20 protein-coding genes are annotated in these 17,039 nt (G+C 65.0%); 9 read left to right on the forward strand and 11 right to left on the reverse strand.

Annotated elements, in window-relative coordinates; translation table 11 throughout:
* Window positions 1-89 precede the first annotated feature (89 nt).
* Window positions 90-536, forward strand: coding sequence for a DUF411 domain-containing protein (locus G572_RS0114510; RefSeq protein WP_051242420.1), 447 nt, complete (start codon window positions 90-92; stop codon window positions 534-536).
* A 40-nt stretch (window positions 537-576) separates the two neighbouring features.
* On the opposite strand, the gene G572_RS0114515 is transcribed toward G572_RS0114510, so the two are convergent.
* The 7 genes from G572_RS0114515 to G572_RS0114545 all read right to left on the reverse strand — a co-directional run bounded on the left by G572_RS0114515 (window position 577) and on the right by G572_RS0114545 (window position 8,472).
* On the reverse strand, window positions 577-1,713 hold the full coding sequence (locus G572_RS0114515) for a glycosyltransferase family 61 protein (protein ID WP_156884624.1): 1,137 nt from the start codon (window positions 1,711-1,713) through the stop codon (window positions 577-579).
* Entirely contained in the window at window positions 1,698-2,738 is a 1,041-nt protein-coding gene (locus G572_RS24035) for a UDP-glucuronic acid decarboxylase family protein (protein WP_084650157.1), read from the reverse strand. The genes G572_RS0114515 and G572_RS24035 overlap by 16 nt, the downstream gene beginning before the upstream one ends.
* Before the next feature lie 71 nt (window positions 2,739-2,809).
* Window positions 2,810-3,661, reverse strand: coding sequence for an ABC transporter permease (locus G572_RS0114525; RefSeq protein ID WP_084650158.1), 852 nt, complete (start codon window positions 3,659-3,661; stop codon window positions 2,810-2,812).
* Window positions 3,648-4,421 carry an ABC transporter ATP-binding protein gene (locus tag G572_RS0114530; RefSeq protein WP_029059096.1) on the reverse strand — a complete coding sequence of 258 codons (774 nt, stop codon included), beginning with the start codon at window positions 4,419-4,421 and terminating at the stop codon, window positions 3,648-3,650. The genes G572_RS0114525 and G572_RS0114530 overlap by 14 nt, the downstream gene beginning before the upstream one ends.
* A gap of 28 nt (window positions 4,422-4,449) precedes the next feature.
* A complete protein-coding gene (locus tag G572_RS0114535) occupies window positions 4,450-5,484 on the reverse strand; it encodes an ABC transporter substrate-binding protein (protein ID WP_029059097.1) in 1,035 nt (344 codons plus the stop codon).
* Window positions 5,485-5,708: 224 nt separating this feature from the next.
* Window positions 5,709-7,835 (reverse strand): methyl-accepting chemotaxis protein, encoded by a 2,127-nt coding sequence (locus G572_RS0114540; protein WP_029059098.1) that lies wholly within the window; start codon window positions 7,833-7,835, stop codon window positions 5,709-5,711.
* 64 nt (window positions 7,836-7,899) lie between these two features.
* A complete protein-coding gene (locus tag G572_RS0114545; protein WP_029059099.1) occupies window positions 7,900-8,472 on the reverse strand; it encodes a hypothetical protein in 573 nt (190 codons plus the stop codon).
* 425 nt (window positions 8,473-8,897) lie between these two features.
* Here G572_RS0114545 and G572_RS0114550 point away from each other — a divergent pair, with 425 nt between their 5' ends.
* From G572_RS0114550 to G572_RS26795, 7 genes are all read left to right on the forward strand, one after another.
* Window positions 8,898-9,527 carry a 50S ribosomal protein L25/general stress protein Ctc gene (locus tag G572_RS0114550; protein WP_029059100.1) on the forward strand — a complete coding sequence of 210 codons (630 nt, stop codon included), beginning with the start codon at window positions 8,898-8,900 and terminating at the stop codon, window positions 9,525-9,527.
* 66 nt (window positions 9,528-9,593) lie between these two features.
* Window positions 9,594-10,322, forward strand: a complete 729-nt coding sequence (gene pth / locus G572_RS0114555; protein ID WP_029059101.1) for an aminoacyl-tRNA hydrolase — start codon at window positions 9,594-9,596, stop codon at window positions 10,320-10,322.
* A gap of 6 nt (window positions 10,323-10,328) precedes the next feature.
* Window positions 10,329-11,429, forward strand: coding sequence for a redox-regulated ATPase YchF (gene ychF, locus G572_RS0114560; protein ID WP_029059102.1), 1,101 nt, complete (start codon window positions 10,329-10,331; stop codon window positions 11,427-11,429).
* Between the two features lie 224 nt (window positions 11,430-11,653).
* A complete protein-coding gene (locus G572_RS0114565) occupies window positions 11,654-12,748 on the forward strand; it encodes a linear amide C-N hydrolase (RefSeq protein WP_029059103.1) in 1,095 nt (364 codons plus the stop codon).
* Window positions 12,749-12,925: 177 nt separating this feature from the next.
* On the forward strand, window positions 12,926-13,087 hold the full coding sequence (locus G572_RS26290) for a hypothetical protein (RefSeq protein ID WP_156884626.1): 162 nt from the start codon (window positions 12,926-12,928) through the stop codon (window positions 13,085-13,087).
* Window positions 13,088-13,138: 51 nt separating this feature from the next.
* Entirely contained in the window at window positions 13,139-13,597 is a 459-nt protein-coding gene (locus tag G572_RS26790) for a MaoC/PaaZ C-terminal domain-containing protein (RefSeq protein ID WP_037546910.1), read from the forward strand.
* A complete protein-coding gene (locus G572_RS26795) occupies window positions 13,594-14,070 on the forward strand; it encodes a MaoC/PaaZ C-terminal domain-containing protein (RefSeq protein ID WP_029059104.1) in 477 nt (158 codons plus the stop codon). The genes G572_RS26790 and G572_RS26795 overlap by 4 nt, the downstream gene beginning before the upstream one ends.
* 13 nt (window positions 14,071-14,083) lie before the next feature.
* On the opposite strand, the gene G572_RS0114585 is transcribed toward G572_RS26795, so the two are convergent.
* Genes G572_RS0114585 through G572_RS0114595 form a run of 3 tightly spaced genes read right to left on the reverse strand, consistent with a single transcriptional unit; the run spans window position 14,084 to window position 15,840 of the window.
* Window positions 14,084-14,563: a GNAT family N-acetyltransferase gene (locus G572_RS0114585; protein ID WP_029059105.1), complete on the reverse strand. Its 480-nt coding sequence runs from the start codon at window positions 14,561-14,563 to the stop codon at window positions 14,084-14,086.
* 57 nt (window positions 14,564-14,620) lie between these two features.
* Complete coding sequence (gene bluB / locus G572_RS24045; protein WP_051242422.1) at window positions 14,621-15,295, reverse strand: 5,6-dimethylbenzimidazole synthase; 675 nt, start codon at window positions 15,293-15,295, stop codon at window positions 14,621-14,623.
* Window positions 15,292-15,840 (reverse strand): adenine phosphoribosyltransferase, encoded by a 549-nt coding sequence (locus G572_RS0114595; protein WP_029059106.1) that lies wholly within the window; start codon window positions 15,838-15,840, stop codon window positions 15,292-15,294. The genes bluB and G572_RS0114595 overlap by 4 nt, the downstream gene beginning before the upstream one ends.
* 92 nt (window positions 15,841-15,932) lie before the next feature.
* On the opposite strand from G572_RS0114595, the gene G572_RS24050 reads away from it, so the two are divergent.
* Entirely contained in the window at window positions 15,933-16,139 is a 207-nt protein-coding gene (locus G572_RS24050) for a hypothetical protein (protein ID WP_037546912.1), read from the forward strand.
* 1 nt (window position 16,140) lies between these two features.
* On the opposite strand, the gene G572_RS0114605 is transcribed toward G572_RS24050, so the two are convergent.
* Window positions 16,141-17,022, reverse strand: coding sequence for an S-methyl-5'-thioadenosine phosphorylase (locus G572_RS0114605; protein ID WP_029059107.1), 882 nt, complete (start codon window positions 17,020-17,022; stop codon window positions 16,141-16,143).
* Between the last annotated feature and the right edge of the window lie 17 nt (window positions 17,023-17,039).

The following is a 17,039-nucleotide window of genomic DNA, read 5'->3' on the forward strand; positions in this document are numbered from 1 at the left end:
AGGACAAGTCCGTGTCGCGCCCGCTTGACCTTCCTGTTGCTGGAACGGCTAGCGTCGCCTTCACGATCAACCCAAGAAGGATCCCCCGCATGACGCGACGCATTCTCGCAATCCTGGCAACGCTCGGCGTGCTCTCGACGCCCGGGATGGCCATTGCCGCCCAGGAAATGACCATGTGGAAATCTCCCTGGTGCGGATGCTGCGACGCCTGGGCGAACGGCATGCGCCAGGCCGGCTATCGCCTGACCGTCGAGAACCGCGAGGACATGTCCCCGGTCAAGAAGCAGGTCGGCGTTCCAGGCGCGATGGAAGCCTGCCACACCGCCGTGATCGACGGTTACTTTGTCGAGGGGCATGTTCCGGTCGAGGCCATCGCCAAGCTGATGAGCGAGCGACCCGACATCGCCGGCATCGCCGTGCCGGGCATGCCGGCCGGTTCCATGGGCATGGGCGACGACCCGAACGCGCGCTACGACGTGCTAACGGTCGGGCGCGACGGCACGAACGCGGTGTTTTATCAAGCAGGCGTTCGTTAAAGCACAGGCCGTCCGCAAGGCGACAGCGCCGCGGACGGCTTCACCGCTCAAGCATGTCCCGCACAAGAACGGCGACATGAGCGGGATCGACGGCAAACCCGGCATGGATCGGATCCACACCCTCCTTCTCGACCGTGGAGGGAACAACGCCATAAGCGACCCCGGCCTGTGACGCGAGATCCAGGAAGCAGGGATTGGCGTGGGCGCGCGGCATGAACTCGATCAGCTTCGCTCCCGCCCGGGCCCAGGCGATATTTGTGAGGCCGGCGCCATGCGGCGCGACGACGATCTCCGCGGTTGCGAACAACTGGCGCTGGCCGGCCACAGACAGGCCGGCGCAATCGACCACCTCGAAGCCGAAGGGCGCGAGGACCTTGAGAACCTCTTCCTCGTTGGCGAAGGGGCGCCGCACCGCGCCGCGCCGGGTCACATAGATCCTGCGCCCGGGGGGGGCCGTTTCCGGCGGACGCCATCCGCCGATCTCCCGCATCGCCTGGACGATCCAATTGTGATTGCGGGTACCGCCCTTGATCCGCAGCGGGACATGGCCCCTTTCCAGAACGAAACCGTCGGCCGACGACAGCGCGACGATCCGCTCTGGCGCGATACCGCAAAGCGCGGCGATCTCCCTCTGCCAGCCAACACCGCTCCAGGGCATCAGGACATGGCGGACCGACGACCAGTCGAGACCGCATTGCTTCAGGAACCAGAGGTCGCACATGGCGTCGGTCCAGAAGTGAAAGTAGTTCTCGCAGTCCGTGTAATGGGCGCCGAGGAGGACGGTGTCGCCCTCGAGACGGGTAACGCGCATGCGGGCGTCGAACCCCCGGCGCAAGGCCGCTGGCAGACCCCGCTCCCGATGGGTTTCGTGCAGCGTTCGCAGACGCGCGCTGGAAAGCCGCCGCGTCCGGGCGTGGGCGTCTCCGTTCGCGCTGACATAGGGCAGCGAAGAAACGCGCAGGCCCGGCTCGACAAGAACCCCGGCCGGTGTGAGGCGCGCGCCCGAGATGTCCTCGCGACGCCACACAAGCGGCGGAACGTCGAGCTGCGCCTCCTCCCGGGTCTCCGGCATCGGCATGGTGTTCTGAAGCGGGGCGGGAGCCGGGCTGAAACCGGGTCTCTCCCTTGCATCGAGCGACAGGGCACGGTCGAGCGAACCGATCAAAGTGGAAAGCACGTCCGCGAGCCGCCTTGTGTGTTCTGTAGTCCGTCGCCTGCCGTTGCCGGGCCGGTCCGGTCGCCGCCGGGAGCCTCAAGGCGCCGGAAATGGCCGACCGTCTCGCGGATCCCCGCCTCAAGTGCGACGCGCGGCGCCCAGCCGAGCGCTGTACGCGCAAGCCCGATATCCGGCTGACGCTGCCTCGGATCGTCTTCGGGAAGCGGCAGATACACGAGCGGCGACCGCGATGCCGTCTCCTGCAGGATGCGCCCGGCAAGATCCTTCATGGTGCATTCCCGCGGATTTCCCAGGTTGACCGGTCCCATGCGCGCCTCGCCCGCCGACATCAGCCGGACAAGGCCGTCGACCATGTCCGAGACGAAGCAGAATGACCGCGTCTGGCCGCCGTCTCCGTAGATCGTCACGGGTTCGCCACGCAAGGCCTGGACGATGAAGTTCGAGATGACGCGACCGTCCGCGCGCCGCAGCCGCGGGCCGTAGGTGTTGAAGATGCGGGCGATCCGGATGTCGACCCCATGCTGTCGATGATAGTCGAGGAAAAGGGTTTCGGCGCAACGCTTGCCCTCGTCGTAACACGCGCGCGGACCGGCCGGATTGACATTGCCCCAGTAGCTCTCCGGCTGCGGATGCACCAGCGGATCGCCATAGACCTCGCTGGTCGAGGCCTGAAGGATCGGCACGTCGAGACGCCTTGCCAGATCGAGCATGTTGATCGCACCGAGAACCGAGGTCTTCACCGTCTGCACCGGGTCGCGCTGATAGTGGACCGGCGAGGCGGGACAGGCGAGGTTGTAGATCTCGTCGACCTCGATATCCAGCGGCACGGTCACGTCGTGCAAGCGGAACGAGAACCCTGGATTGTCGCGCAGATGCTCGATGTTGCGCCGGCACCCGGTCATCAGGTTGTCCACGCAAATCACCTCGTGGCCCTCGGCGAGCAACCGGTCGCTCAAATGCGAGCCGATGAAACCGGCGCCCCCGGTTACGAGGATGCGTTTCCGGCGCTCGTTATTCCGTGACATTCAAGTCTCACTCCAAAACTGCAGATGCGCGCCGATCCGCATCGGCCGTTCGGGCGTCTCGGGTCCGTACATCAGCTGCGCCAGCGCAGGAGCCACCGTTCGGCGCGGCCGATCAACCACCCGACCAGCAGCCCCATGACGGAAAGGATCGCGACGCCGGCCAGCAACTGGTCCGTCGCGAACAGGCTGCCGGCCATCAGGATGTAGGCACCGACGCCGTATTCGGCGCCGATCATCTCGGCCGCCACCAGCAGGATGATGGCGATGGAGGCGGAGATCCGCGCGCCCGACAGGATCGCCGGCATGGCGCCGGGCAGGATGATCTTGCGCACGATAGACCACCAGGACAGTCCGAAGGATTGCCCCATGCGCACCAGCGAGCGGTCGACATTGTCGACGCCGGCGGAGGTGGCGATCACCGTGGGAAAGAACGAGCCGAACAGGATCGTCGCAACCTTCGACCCTTCCCCGATCCCGAACCAGATCACGAAAAGCGGCAAGAGCGCGATCTTGGGGATCGGAAACAGAGCGGAGACGAGCGGCATCAACCCGGCCCGGGCCAGCGAGAACAGGCCGATCATAAGCCCGGCCGCAACGCCCAGCGACATGCCGAGCGTCCAGCCGATGACGAGACGCTGCAACGAGGCGCCAAGGTGACGCCAGAGCTGACCCGTCTCCACCAGTTGGCGAAAGGCCTCGAAGGCCTCGCTCGGGGCGGGCAGGACAAGATTGGAAATCACGCCGCTGCGCGACCCCGCTTCCCACAGAAGCAGGATCGCCGCGAACACCAGCGGTCCGACGAACCGCATCCGCACGGGGCGGAACCCGCCGCCGCGAAACGGCACGGGCTGAAGCCGGCTTTCGGCCTGCGGCGGCGCACCCGCGCGCGCGGATGCCCGGTCGGGGGTATCAGACAGTGTCATCGGCAAGCTCCCGGTCGGCGGCCCGCGCCTCGTCGCGCAGCAAATGCCAAAGGTCGCGCTGCACCGCTTCAAGCTTCGCATCCGCCTGCTGCCGGTCGGCGAGATCGCGATCGATCTCGACGATCTCGCGGATCTTGCCCGGACGACGCGACAGCACGACGATCTTGTGGCCGAGGCGCACGGCCTCCGCCAGATTATGGGTCACGTAACAGGCGGTGAACCGCTCGCGCTGCCAAAGCCCGACCAGATCGTCCATCAAGAGTTCCCGCGTCTGGCTGTCGAGCGCCGACAACGGTTCGTCCATCAGCATCACCGCCGGGCGCACGCTGAGCGCACGGGCAATCGCCACGCGCTGCTTCATGCCGCCCGAGAGCTGGCGCGGCAGCGCGCCTTTGAAATCGCTGAGCCCCGTGCGCTCCAGCACGTCCTGGATGATCTCCCGCCGCCTGGCCGCCGACAGCCCGTGGTCCTCCAGCACCAGCGAGACGTTGCCCTCGACCGTGCGCCAGGGCAGCAAGGCGAAGTCCTGGAAGACATAGGTGAGCGGATTGAGCGACCCCGCCGGCGGTTCACCGGCCAGAAGCACCTCGCCGGCGTCGGGACGTTCCAGCCCGCCGATGAAGCGCAAAAGCGTCGACTTGCCGCAGCCGGACGGGCCGATGATGCACACGATCTCGCCCTCGCCGACGGCAAGATCGATATCGGCAAGGACTTGGGTGTCGCCATATCGGTGCGACACCCCGCGCAGCAGGAGGTCCATGGGTCGTAAGGCCTTTTCCGGCGTGTCGTCAGTCGGTTTCGACGAAGCTCGCATCCACCAGCATGTCGATGGTCACCGAGGCCGGCACCAGGTTTTCCGACTGGAACCACTCAAGCTGGTCGGTGACCGAGGTGAGGTTCAGCCGTGCCCCTTCGTTGATGCGCATCGCGCCATTGCGGATGGAGGGCGCGGCCTTCTCGAACGGGCGGTCGGCGTAGACATACTTGTGGATCAGGCGAACCATGTCCTCGGCTTCCTGCGCGCTCGCCGTCTTGTCGACAAGCGCCGCGTTGAAGTCCGCAGCGCCCTTGGCAAAGGCGGTCAGGAAGCGCTTGACGAGATCCGGCTTGTCGGAAGCGTTCGCGGTGGAGGTGAAGACGGTGGTGACCTGATAGTCGGGAATATAGTCGGCGATCATGCCGATCGGCTCGATCTCGGGACCCGCGGCGATCGCCTTGGCGATATGGGGGACGATGGTCCAGGCATCAATCTGGCCCGTCTTCAGCGCGCCGATCACCGCACCGACCTTTTGCAGCGGGCGCAAGGTGATCTCGGAACGGGGGATGCCTTCCTTGTCGGCGATCTTGTGGATCATGTAGTGGAAGGACGAGCCCGTCTGGGTAATGCCGAAGCTCTTGCCGGCAAGCGTGGCCGGGCTGGTCAGGCCAGCGTCAAAAGCGGCCCTGGACGCCAGGATCATCTGGCCGTCGACGCCGGGCTCCTCCTGCAAGGCCCCGCCGACCACCTTGATCGCACCCTTCTGCGCCAGATTGATCAAGCCGCCGGAGATGGCGGTGACGCCGAAGTCGACGTCGCCGGAGGCAATCGCGACGGCCATCGGCTGTGCGGCCTGAAAGAACTTGAACTCGACCTCCAGACCCTCGTCCGCGAAATAGCCGCGCTCGAAGGCGACGAAGCTTGCCGCATGCGAGGTGAAGCGCAACGCACCGACAGTCACCTTGTCGGCGGCGGCGGCGGGCACGACGGGCGCAAGCGCACAGGCGGTGGCAAGCGCGGTCGCGGCCAGCGTCTTCAGCATCGAACGTTTGGAGAGCTTCGTCATGGTGTCCTCCCGGAGCGCGGTTGAGGCAGGGGCCGATGCCCCGGCGTCCGAATGTTATTCGAGATTGGCCGAACAATGGCATTTTCAGCGGGTCGGCAGGTGATCCCAGCGGACCGGAATTGTCAATCCGCAAGCCCGTCTGCCCACAGTTCCGCGCATGCTCCCGAAAAAGACACGGCCGGCGCGAGGCCGGCCATGTGTGCGCCTGCGGCGGGGGCAGTCGATCAGGCTGCCGACACCTCGTTCAGGAAGCGGTCGACCCTTTGGCGCAGCTCCACCGCGCGTTCGCTGACGTCGCCGGAGGCAGTCAGCACCTCCGTGGCGGATTGACTGGTCTCCTGCACCTGCGCGGTGATGTTCGCCATCGTCTCGGTCACCTCGCGCGTGCCGCGCGCGGCCTCCTGGACGCTGCCGGAGATTTCCCCCGTGGCCGAACCCTGCTGCTCGACGGCGGCGGCAATCGAATTGGTGTATTCGCTGACGCTGCCCATCGTCGTGCTGATCTCTCCGATCGCACCGACGGCGTCCTGGGTCGCGCCCTGGATCGCCGAAATCTGCGCGCTGATCTCCTCGGTCGCCTTGGAGGTCTGGGTGGCGAGTTCCTTCACCTCCGCGGCGACGACTGCAAAGCCCTTTCCGGCATCGCCCGCGCGCGCTGCCTCGATGGTGGCATTGAGCGCAAGCAGGTTGGTCTGTTCGGCAATGTCGGTGATCAGCTTCACCACGTCACCGATGCGCTGCGCCGCCTCGGCCAGTCCGCCAATCCTGGCGTTGGTCGATTCCGCGCTGGTCACTGCCCCGCCGACAATTTCCGTGGCGTTGGACACCTGCCGGCCGATCTCCTGGATCGACGCGGACAGTTCCTCCGCCGCCGAGGCGACGGTCTGCACATTGCCGGACGTCTGCTCGGCCGCGGCCACGGCCGTGCTGGCACCGCCCGACGCCTGTTCGGCCACCGCGCTCAGAGCCCGCGCCGTGCCCTGCATCTGCCCGGCATTGGCGGTTACGGCATCGAGCATCTCGCCGACCTCGCCGCGGAATCCCTCGATCAGTCCCGACACGCGTGTGGCACGCTCTTCCGTCTCGCGACGGCCTGCTTCCTGCTCTTGTGCAAGGGTCAGGCGCTCGATGGCATTGTCGCGAAACACGACAACGGAGCGGGTCATGGCATCGATCTCGTCCGATGCCGTGTCCTGCGGCAAGTCCAGGTCCGTTTTGCCGCCGGCCAGCACTTCCATCGCACCCGACAGGCGGCTGATCCGCCCGGTCAGAACCCGCGAGAAGAGAATGCCGACCGCCAGCGCGATGCCGACCGCGACAAGCGTGATCGTGAGGATCCAGTTGCGCAACGACACAAGCGGTGCGAACAGCTCGTCAACCGTCTGGCTGACGACCAGCGCATAGGATTTGCCAAGGAAGGTCAGCGGCACAATCGCGGCTTCCACCTCCTTGCCCTTGAAATCCGACATCGTGACATAGCGCGCGTCGGCGCCCATTGCCTGGCGCACCTCGGGCCGGTCGAGGTCCGCGGACAGCAATTCGTTCGCGTCGGGCGTGCGCGCGCTGTCATTTTGCAACAGGCCCGCCGCGTTCACCAGGGCGATGTCGCCGGTGTCGCCAAGCCCGGCGTAATTGGCCAGCACCGACCCGATCCCCGCCGTCGGCATTTCGTAGACGACGACGCCGAGCGTCTTGCTGCCAAGCGTGACCGGCGACGCGATATGACCGGCAGGCAGCCCGCCCTTCGGCGCATAGGCGCTCAGGTCCGCAAGATGGGCCGTGCCCTCCTCGCCGGCCATGGCCGCCTCGAACACCCGGGCCAGCGTCGTTTCGCGCCAGGCGGGATCGCGAAGATTGGCCGCGAAATCGCCGCGCTTCTTGACCGAATAGATCACGTTGCCTTGCGGGTCGACCAGCATGAAGTCGCCGAGACCGTTGTCCGCGACATGCCGGCGCATGATCGGATGGACCTTGCGGTGTTCGCGGTCGTAGGGCTTGCGCCCGGCGCGGTCGAGTTCCTCGCGCTTGTCGGCCTCGTTCGGATTGTCGGTGATATAACCCTTGATCAGCGTCTGCGCCGGTGCATCGCCCGATTTGCTCCAGCCGGCCGAGAAGCCGGCCAGGGCACCGAGCACCGTCTTGCTGTCGGCGAAGGACACAAGCCCGGCCTGAAGCCCGTTGAGATAATCCTCGAGCGCGCCCTTGCGGTTCTCGGCAAGCGCCGTGAGGCGTTCCTCGGAAAGCGATTGAACGGCAGAGGCCCCGGTCACGTAGCTGGCGATCCCCACCCCTGCGGAACACATCAGAGACAGACCGACGATAATGGCCGGCAGCTTCACGGATATTTTCAAGGCACAATCTCCCGAGGAACGAGGCAAACGGCGGGGCGGTGCGCCGCCCCGCGCGCTCAAGGACTCAGAGCTTGTCGACGTTCACCCCGAAGGTGACGGCACCGATCACATCCCCGGTATCGGGATCGACAACCGGGACGCTGACCTGGCTCTGCACGGTCTGGGTCGACTCGTCTTCCTCAAGCTCGCTGATGTGCACCGCATCGGCGCCGACCGAATAGGTCTGCTGCCATTTGGCCTCGTCGCCCTGCCAGTAGTCGGAGGTCACATCGCTCTGGCCGACGTTCAGCCCCTTGGCGTCCATCACGAAAATCTCGGTGAACAGGCCGTCGCTGCCGTCCTGCACATCCATCAGGTAGCCGGAAACCTCGCTGTCCAGCGCGGCATCGATCATCGGCTGGTCGGCCGCATCCGCCTGAGCGCGCCATGTCTTGTCGAGCTCATCGATCTTGGCCTGGTCATATCCGGCGGTGGTTTCGTTCTGCGCCTTCACGGCGCTGACGACTTCGGGTGCAATCGCGATTTCCGCGATCTGCCCCTTGGCGAGCGTGCTGAGTTCGGCTTCGAACTGATTGGCATTGGCAAGACCGGTCATCATCAGAAGCGCAACAGCGGACGTAAGGACGTAGTTTTTCATCCATTTTCCCTTCAAAGGCCTGGTTTCCTCACCCAAACTTACGTAGTAACCATGACGAACGCCGGTTAACGGGAAGTGGATGTAGTATAATTTAATCAGATCTATTCAATTATCCTGTCTTGGGAATGCATTTATTGGTTGCAAATATTTAAATATCATCCTTTCAAGTTGCACTCCCATAAGTCGCTTTCATGTTTCAAAGCTCGCAATGATTGCACAGGCAGACCAAACGCCGGCCGCTGCAGCCCGGCCCCCTCGCGCGAGCCCGCGCCGCTTGCCCTTTTGCGGGACTTCGGCTATAGCACCGGCGCGCACCTGCACCCCTGGAGGCGGCGCATTCGGACCGAAACCGACCGCCACGCGTCCTATCCGACACCGGCAGGCGGTTGACCGTTCGTTTTCAACACAACTCAAGGAGAACTGCCATGGCTGAAGGCTATGTGCTGCAGGCTTCGACGAGGGACCGGGTCGGCAAGGGGGCCGCTCGCGCACTCCGTCGTCAGGGCCTCGTCCCCGCCGTGATCTACGGCGACAAGAAACCCGCGCTTCCCATCGCGATCCCGATGAAGGAATCCACCATCGCGCTTCACCGCGGCGGGTTCATGACCAATCTCGGCACCATCGAGGTGGACGGCAAGACGCATCGCGTCATCGCCAAGGACTACCAGCTCGACCCGGTGCGCGACGACCTCATTCACGTCGACTTCCTGCGCGTCGCGAAGGGTTCGGAACTGACCGTCGACATTCCGGTCCACTTCATCAACGAAGAGATCTGCCCCGGCATCAAGGCGGGCGGCATGCTGAACGTGGTGCGTCACACCGTCGAGATGACCGTTCCCGCGGATTCCATCCCCGACGCGCTGACGATCGACCTCGCAACGGCAAATGTCGGCGACTCGATCCACATTTCGGCGGTCGACGTTCCGGCCGGCTGCATCCCGACGATCACCGACCGCGATTTCACCATCGCCACGATCGCGGCACCGGGCGGCGGCTCGTCTTCCGACGAGGAAGAAGCAGAAGCCGACACCGAGGCCGAGGCTTCGGAAGACTGATACCGGCCTGGCGGTCCGCCCTCTCGCGGGGCCGGACCGTCACGCGGCGGATGACGGAGAGAACCCATGCGGCTCATCGTCGGCCTCGGCAACCCCGGCGCCAAATACGCCCGCAACCGGCACAACATCGGTTTCATGGCCGTGGACGCGATCCACGGCCATCATTCGTCCTTCGCCCCCTGGCGAGCGCGGTTCAAGGCGGATGTCGCCGAGGGCACGCTGGACGGGGAGAAGGTCCTCCTCATGAAACCGCAGACCTTCATGAACGAGTCGGGCCGCGCCGTCGGCGAGGCCGTGCGCTTCTTCAAGCTTTCCCCGGCCGATGTCGTCGTCCTTTACGACGAACTCGATCTGGCGCCGGGCAAGGTGCGGGTGAAAACCGGCGGCGGCAGCGGCGGCCACAACGGCATCCGCTCCATCGACGCGCATCTGGGCAAGGACTATCTCCGGGTGCGCATGGGCATCGGCCATCCCGGTCACAAGGACCGCGTGACCGCGCATGTGCTCGGCGACTTCTCCAAGGCCGACCGCGACTGGCTCGACCCGCTGCTGGAGGAAACCGGCCGCGAGGCGGCGCTTCTCCTCGGCGAGCGCACCTCGGAATTCTGCAACCGCATTCACCGGGCCCTGCCGGCTTCGAAAGCGACACGAAGCGAACCGAAGACACCGCGCACGCCCGTTGCGCCGCGCCCCGACGCGCAAGGCCGCTGGAAAGCGGCCCCGGCGCGCAAGGACACACCCCCGCGCGGCGCCCTGGCGGAAGGGCTTGCCCGCATGTTCGGCAAGAAGGACTAGATTGAAATGGGTTTTCAGTGCGGCATCGTCGGCCTCCCCAATGTGGGCAAGTCCACGCTGTTCAATGCCTTGACCAAGACGGCGGCGGCGCAGGCGGCGAATTATCCGTTTTGCACGATCGAACCCAACACGGGTGAAGTCGCCGTCCCGGACCCGCGTCTCGACGAGATCGCCAAGATCGCCAAGTCGGCAAACATCCTGCCGACCCGGCTGACCTTCGTCGACATCGCCGGCCTTGTGCGCGGTGCCTCCAAGGGCGAGGGCCTCGGCAACCAGTTCCTCGCCAATATCCGCGAGGTCGACGCCATCGCGCATGTGCTGCGTTGCTTCGAGGACGACGACATCACCCATGTCGACGGCCGCATCGACCCGATCGCCGACGCCCAGACCGTCGAGACGGAGCTGATGGTCTCCGACCTGGAGAGCCTGGAACGCCGCCTTGCGCCGCTGAAGAAGAAGGCGACCGGCGGCGACAAGGAGGCCAAGGCGGTGATCCCGATCATGGAAGGCGCGCTGGCACTGCTGCAGGAAGGCAAGCCGGCCCGGCTTCTCGACGTCTCCACGCCGGAGGAAAAGAAGATCCTCGACGGGCTGAACCTGCTGTCCACGAAGCCGATCCTCTATGTCTGCAACGTCGAGGAAGGCTCCGCCGGCACCGGCAATTCCCAGTCGGACCGCGTCCGGGAAATGGCGGAAGCGGAAGGGGCGGCCTGCGTCGTGATCTCGGCCGCCATCGAGTCGGAGATCGCCCAGCTCGACGACAGCGAGCAGGCCGACTACCTGGAAACCATGGGGTTGACCGAGCCCGGTCTCGACCGCCTGATCCGCGCCGGCTACGACCTGCTCGAGCTGATCACCTATTTCACCGCCGGTCCCAAGGAAACCCGCGCCTGGACCATTCAAAAGGGCACCAAGGCGCCCCAGGCGGCGGGCGTGATCCACACCGACTTCGAACGCGGCTTCATCCGCGCGCAGACGATTGCCTTCGACGACTATGTCGCGCTCGGCGGCGAAAGCGGCGCCAAGGAAGCCGGCAAGGCGCGCGACGAGGGCAAGGAGTATGTGGTGAAGGACGGCGACGTCCTGCTCTTCAAGTTCAACACCTGAGGACCACCGGTCCGATCGTATTGGCATGCGCATCCCGGCCGGCGGCACCCCCGCCGGCCGAACTGTTTGCAGTCGCGGAACCTTGCCCGCAGATGGCGGAGGCGTTCCCCAAGTCATTGTTTAAGGCTTTATTTCCATTGATTTTTTTCTGATTGTTAAAGGCTCGGAACTTAAGCTGAGTGCATTGTCTTTTCACTCGATAATGCACGTTAGGATCCGTTCGAATGTCCAAATCCAAAATCCTTCCCGCTCTCGCCGCCGCCCTGATGTTCAGCGTCAGTGTCCTGCCGCAGGCCGCGCTCGCCTGCACGCGCACCGTCTATGTCGGCGACGACAACACGGTGATCACCGGCCGCAACATGGACTGGATGGAGGACATGCAGACCGATCTCTGGGTCTTCCCGCGCGGCATGAAGCGCTCCGGCAACGCCGGCCCCGGTTCGCCGGAATGGTCAGCCAAATACGGCAGCGTCATCGCGTCGGGCTACAACACCGCAAGCGCGGACGGGATGAACGAGAAGGGGCTTGTCGCGAACATGCTCTATCTCGCCGAATCCGACTACGGCAACGACACCGGCCGCACGCCGCTGGTGATCGGCATGTGGGCGCAATATGTGCTCGACAATTTCGCGACCGTTGCGGAAACCGTCGAGGGCCTGAAGGCGGCCAACTTCCAGATCGTCGCGCCGAAACTGCCCAACGGCTCGGCCGCGACGCTGCATCTGTCGATTTCCGACCCCAGCGGCGACAGCGCGATCTTCGAGTATGTGAAGGGTGAGCTCGTCGTCCATCACAGCAAGGACTACAAGGTGATGACCAATTCGCCGGTGTACGACCAGCAGCTGGCGCTCACCACCTATTGGGACAAGGTCGGCGGCAACGCCTTCCTGCCGGGCACCATCAGCGCCGCCGACCGCTTCGTGCGGGCCTCCTTCCTGCTGGATTCGGCCACCAAGAAAATCGACAAGAGCTTCATCGACGCAGTGCCGGGCAAGACCTATGCAAACCAGGCCGTCGCCCAGTCGCTTTCCATCATGCGCGGCGTGAGCGTGCCGCTCGGCATCTCTTCCCCCGGCGAGCCGAACATCGCCTCGACCCTGTGGCGCACCGCGGCCGACCAGACCAATCTGGTCTACTTCTTCGACAGCGCCACGACGCCGAACACGTTCTGGGTCGAATTCGCCGACATGGACTTCTCGGAAGGTGCCGAACCGAAGAAACTGCCGATCGCCGGCGGTCACTATTACTCCGGCAATACCGCGGAGCATTTCGAGGCCGCCAAACCGTTCGAATTCATGACGGCGAACGGCCGGGACTGACCTGACCGCAGCACGCAATACAAAGAGACAAAGGGGACCGGGCGGAACAATTGTTTTGCCCGGTTTCCGCCTGCCCCCGGCGCAAGGACCGATCGTGCGCTTCTGACGTGTCGCAAGGGCCGCCTGAAGGCGAAAACCGGCCGTTCCGGCTCGCGTTTCGCCCTTGGGGGACAGCCCATGCGCCTGCATTCCCTGGCTTTTGTCGCGGCCGTCACCGCCCGCTTCCTGCCGGCGCCGCGCTGGCGCAGGGAACCGGAACGGCTCGACAAGCCGATTTCCATCGGCATCCGTGCGGCGGGCAACATCTGTCCCGACCTCAACGAAATCTATTTCGACTGACCGTGCCGGATCCGCTCGACACGATGACGGGGCTGCGTATAGTCCTGCGTCATGAGTGAGTTCCGCTATTTCGAGGACTTCCATCCGGGTGAGACACTGTCGCTCGGATCGAAGACCGTCAGCCGCGACGAGATCGTCGCCTTCGCCGCCGAGTTCGACCCTCAGCCGTTTCACCTCGACGAGGAAGCCGGCAAGGCCTCGCTGCTCGGCGGCCTGGCCGCTTCCGGCTGGCATACCGCGTCGATGCTGATGCGGCTTCTATGCGACAATCTCCTTCTCGCCTCGTCCTGCAAGGGCTCGCCCGGCGTCGAGGATCTTCGCTGGATGCGGCCCGTCCATCCGGGGGACACATTGACGGCGACGGCGGAGGTCGTCTCGGCTCGCGCCCTGCAGTCCCGCCCCGGCCTCGGCCTCGTGCAATTCGTCTTCACGCTGAAGAACCAGGAAGATGCACCCGTGATGAGCGAGAAGAGCGTGATCATGTTCGAACGCCGGGAGGTCGCGCAATGACCTGGTTCGAGGACCTGAAGATCGGCGAGTTCCGCGATCTGGGCACCTACACATTCACCGAGGAAAACATCACGCGCTTCGCCGCCGCCTTCGACCCGCAGCCGTTCCACCTGTCCGACGCCGCGGCGCGCGCCACCCACTTCGGCGCGCTGTGCGCCTCCGGCTGGCATACCGCGTCGGTCTGGATGAAGTTGCTGGTTGCCAGCGTGCAGGCCGAAACCGAACGAACGGGCGAGCCGCCGCGCTTCGGCCCCTCGCCCGGGTTTTCCAACCTGAAATGGATCCGTCCGGTCTTTGCCGGCGACACGATCCGCTACACCTCGCGCCTCGTCGACAAGACCCCGCTCAGGACCCGTCCGGCCTGGGGTCTTGCCACCCACGAAAACGAAGGCATCAACCAGGACGGCGTGACGGTGTTCGCCTTCGCCGGCAAGGTGCTGGTGGCCCGGAGGCCGGACGCGGCGGGCGGCTGAGCCACCCGCGCCGTCAAATCGCGCGTGCGAATACGACCTCGTCGTGGATCGGGATGCCATATTCGCCCGACAGCGGGATTTCCGGCTTGAGCTTGCGCTCCTCGTCGATCGCGCCGGGCACGACCTTTTCCAGCCGGAAGCCGCGGCGCTGATAAAACCGGAATGCATCGAGATTGTCGTTGGAGGTCCGCACCAGCAAACGGCGGATACCGCTCTCGACTGCAGATCCCACCACCGAGTTGAGCAGCAACGTGCCGACGCCGCTCCAGCGACTCAGCGAATCGAGCGTCAGGATTTCCCACTCGGCGTCGCGCTTGATCAGCGTGACAAGCCCGGCAACCTCGCCGTCGTCCTCCGCAAGAAACCCCGGCAGGCGCGATCCGTCGATCATCTCGCCCTCGATCAGGATTTCAGGGCTGGTCCAGCGACGTGTCAGCAGGTCGACGACCGCCGGGCGATCGTCTTCCGTGGTGGCTCGGATGCTCACCGCCATTTCGTTTCCCCTGTCGGTTTCGGCGTGTCTCCGTCTACACAGACGGCAAACGCGCATTCATCTGCGCACCCATCGCGCGTCGAGGCCGGTACCGGCCTGCCAGCCGGCCCGTTCAAGCTCGGGATCAAGATGCTCTTCTGCCGGATAGCCCATACACAGATAGGCAATCAAGCGCCATGAAGCCGGCACGTCGAGCGCGTCGGCAACGGTTTCCGGCTCCAGGATCGACACCCAGCCAAGCCCCACGCCCTGCGCGCGCGCGGCAAGCCACAGCGTGTTGACCGCGCAAACGCAGGAATAGGCCAGCATCTCCGGCATGGTCCGCCGTCCAAGTCCGGCCCCCTGCCCGGTCTCCCCGTCACAGAAGACCGCCAGTTGCACAGGGGCACGCGAGAGCCCCTCGAGCTTGAGCGTCGCGTAAAGGCTGGCCGTTTCGCCCGAATAAGAAGCAAGCGCCTCCCGATTCGCACGGCGAAAGCTCGCTCGTACCGCCTCGCGGCGCGCGGCCTCATCGACCGTCACGAAGCGCCACGGCTGACTGTTTCCGACCGAGGGCGCCATATGCGCGGCTTTGAGAAGCCGCTGGAGCATGTCGTCTGGAAGCGGATCGGTGCGAAACCGCCGCACGTCCCGACGCCACGCCAGCAGGTCCTCGAAGCGGGCGAGAAAGGCCGCGTCGAAGACGCCGCCCGCACCCGGTCCCGCCGAAGCGCTGTCGGGCGTCTCCGTCAATGCCCGGGAAACGCCACGAGCGTGCGCACAGGCACGCCGAGCGCCTCGATCTTCGCCCGTCCGCCAAGATCGGGCAGGTCGACGATGAAACAGGCCGCAATCACCTCCGCGCCGATCTGCTGCAGCAGACGCGTGGCGGCTTCCGCCGTTCCGCCGGTCGCGATCAGGTCGTCAACGAGAATGACCTTTTCGCCGGGCTTGATGGCGTCCTTGTGCATTTCCATCTCGTCGAGGCCGTATTCCAGCGAATAGGCGATGCGCACCGTCTCGTAGGGCAGCTTGCCCTTCTTGCGGATCGGGACGAAGCCGGCCGACAGCTGGTGCGCCACCGCGCCGCCCAGGATAAAGCCGCGCGCCTCGATGCCCGCGACCTGATCGACCTTCGATCCGGCCCAGGGCTGCACAAGCGCATCGACCGCGCGGCGGAAGGCACGCGCATTGCCGAGCAGCGTCGTGATATCGCGGAATATGATCCCTTCCTTGGGATAGTCGGGAATCGTGCGGATCGCCGCAAGAAGTTCGTCCGATACACTGTTGTCTGCCATCTTCAAGCCTCGCTGTTGTCTGCCGCGCGCCTTCGGAGCATCATCGGCGGCGTTGATTGCCTTGCAATTTCAAGAAAGATCGGGAACCCACCATGAGCGAAAAACAAACCGTGACCATCACCGACATCGACATCCCGTTTGTCCGCCTGATGATGATCATCATCAAGGTCTCGCTGGCCGCCATTCCTGCCGCGATCGTGGTGTCCCTCATCCTCGGCGTGATCATGAGCCTCTTTGCCGGGGTCTTCGGGGGCCTCGGCATGATGGGCCCATGGATGCACGGCGGGCGCGCGCTTTAACTCAGCCGGCCGCCTGCAGAACGCGCCCGGCAACGGCGTCGAGCTTCGCGACCAGTTCGGGGTCGCGCACCTCGGGTGCCGTCATCATCGCGTATTCCAGCGCCGTATCAGAGCCGATCGGGCAGGGTTCATGCGTGCGCGGCAGGTCGCGGGCAAGCCGCGCGATCAGACCTCTGGCATTGTCCGCGTTCTCATGCAGGACGCGGATGATTGCCTGGATGTCGACGGACCCGTGATCGGGGTGCCAGCTGTCGTAGTCGGTGACCATCGCAACGGTCGCGTAGCAGATCTCCGCCTCGCGGGCGAGCTTGGCTTCCGGCATGTTGGTCATGCCGATCACGTCGCAGTTCCAGGACCGGTAAAGCTCGCTTTCGGCGAGCGAGGAAAATTGCGGCCCTTCCATCGCCAGATAGGTGCCGCCCTTGTGATAGGCGAGGCCTTCCGCCGTCGCGGCGGCGGCCACATGCCCGACAAGCAACGGCGCGACCGGTTCCGCCATGGAAACATGAGCGACACAGCCCTTGCCGAAAAAACTCTTCTCGCGCGCAAAGGTGCGGTCGATGAACTGATCGACCAGCACGAAAGTCCCCGGCGCCATCGCCTCGTTCAGCGAACCGCAGGCGGACACAGAGACCAGCGACGTCACCCCGCAGCGCTTCATCGCATCGATGTTTGCGCGATAATTGATATCGGAAGGGGCATGGCGGTGGCCGCGCCCGTGGCGCGGCAGGAACACGACCTTGAGGCCGTTGACGCGCCCGACCCTGAGATCGTCCGACGGCGCGCCCCAGGGGCTTTCCACCGTGACCCATTCGGCATCGATCAGTTCGGGCAGGTCGTACAGCCCGGAGCCGCCAATCACGCCGAGAACGGCTTCGCTCATTCGTCCACCTCCAAATA

Origin of the sequence: Stappia stellulata DSM 5886, assembly GCF_000423705.1 — a bacterium.
Classification (GTDB): domain Bacteria; phylum Pseudomonadota; class Alphaproteobacteria; order Rhizobiales; family Stappiaceae; genus Stappia; species Stappia stellulata.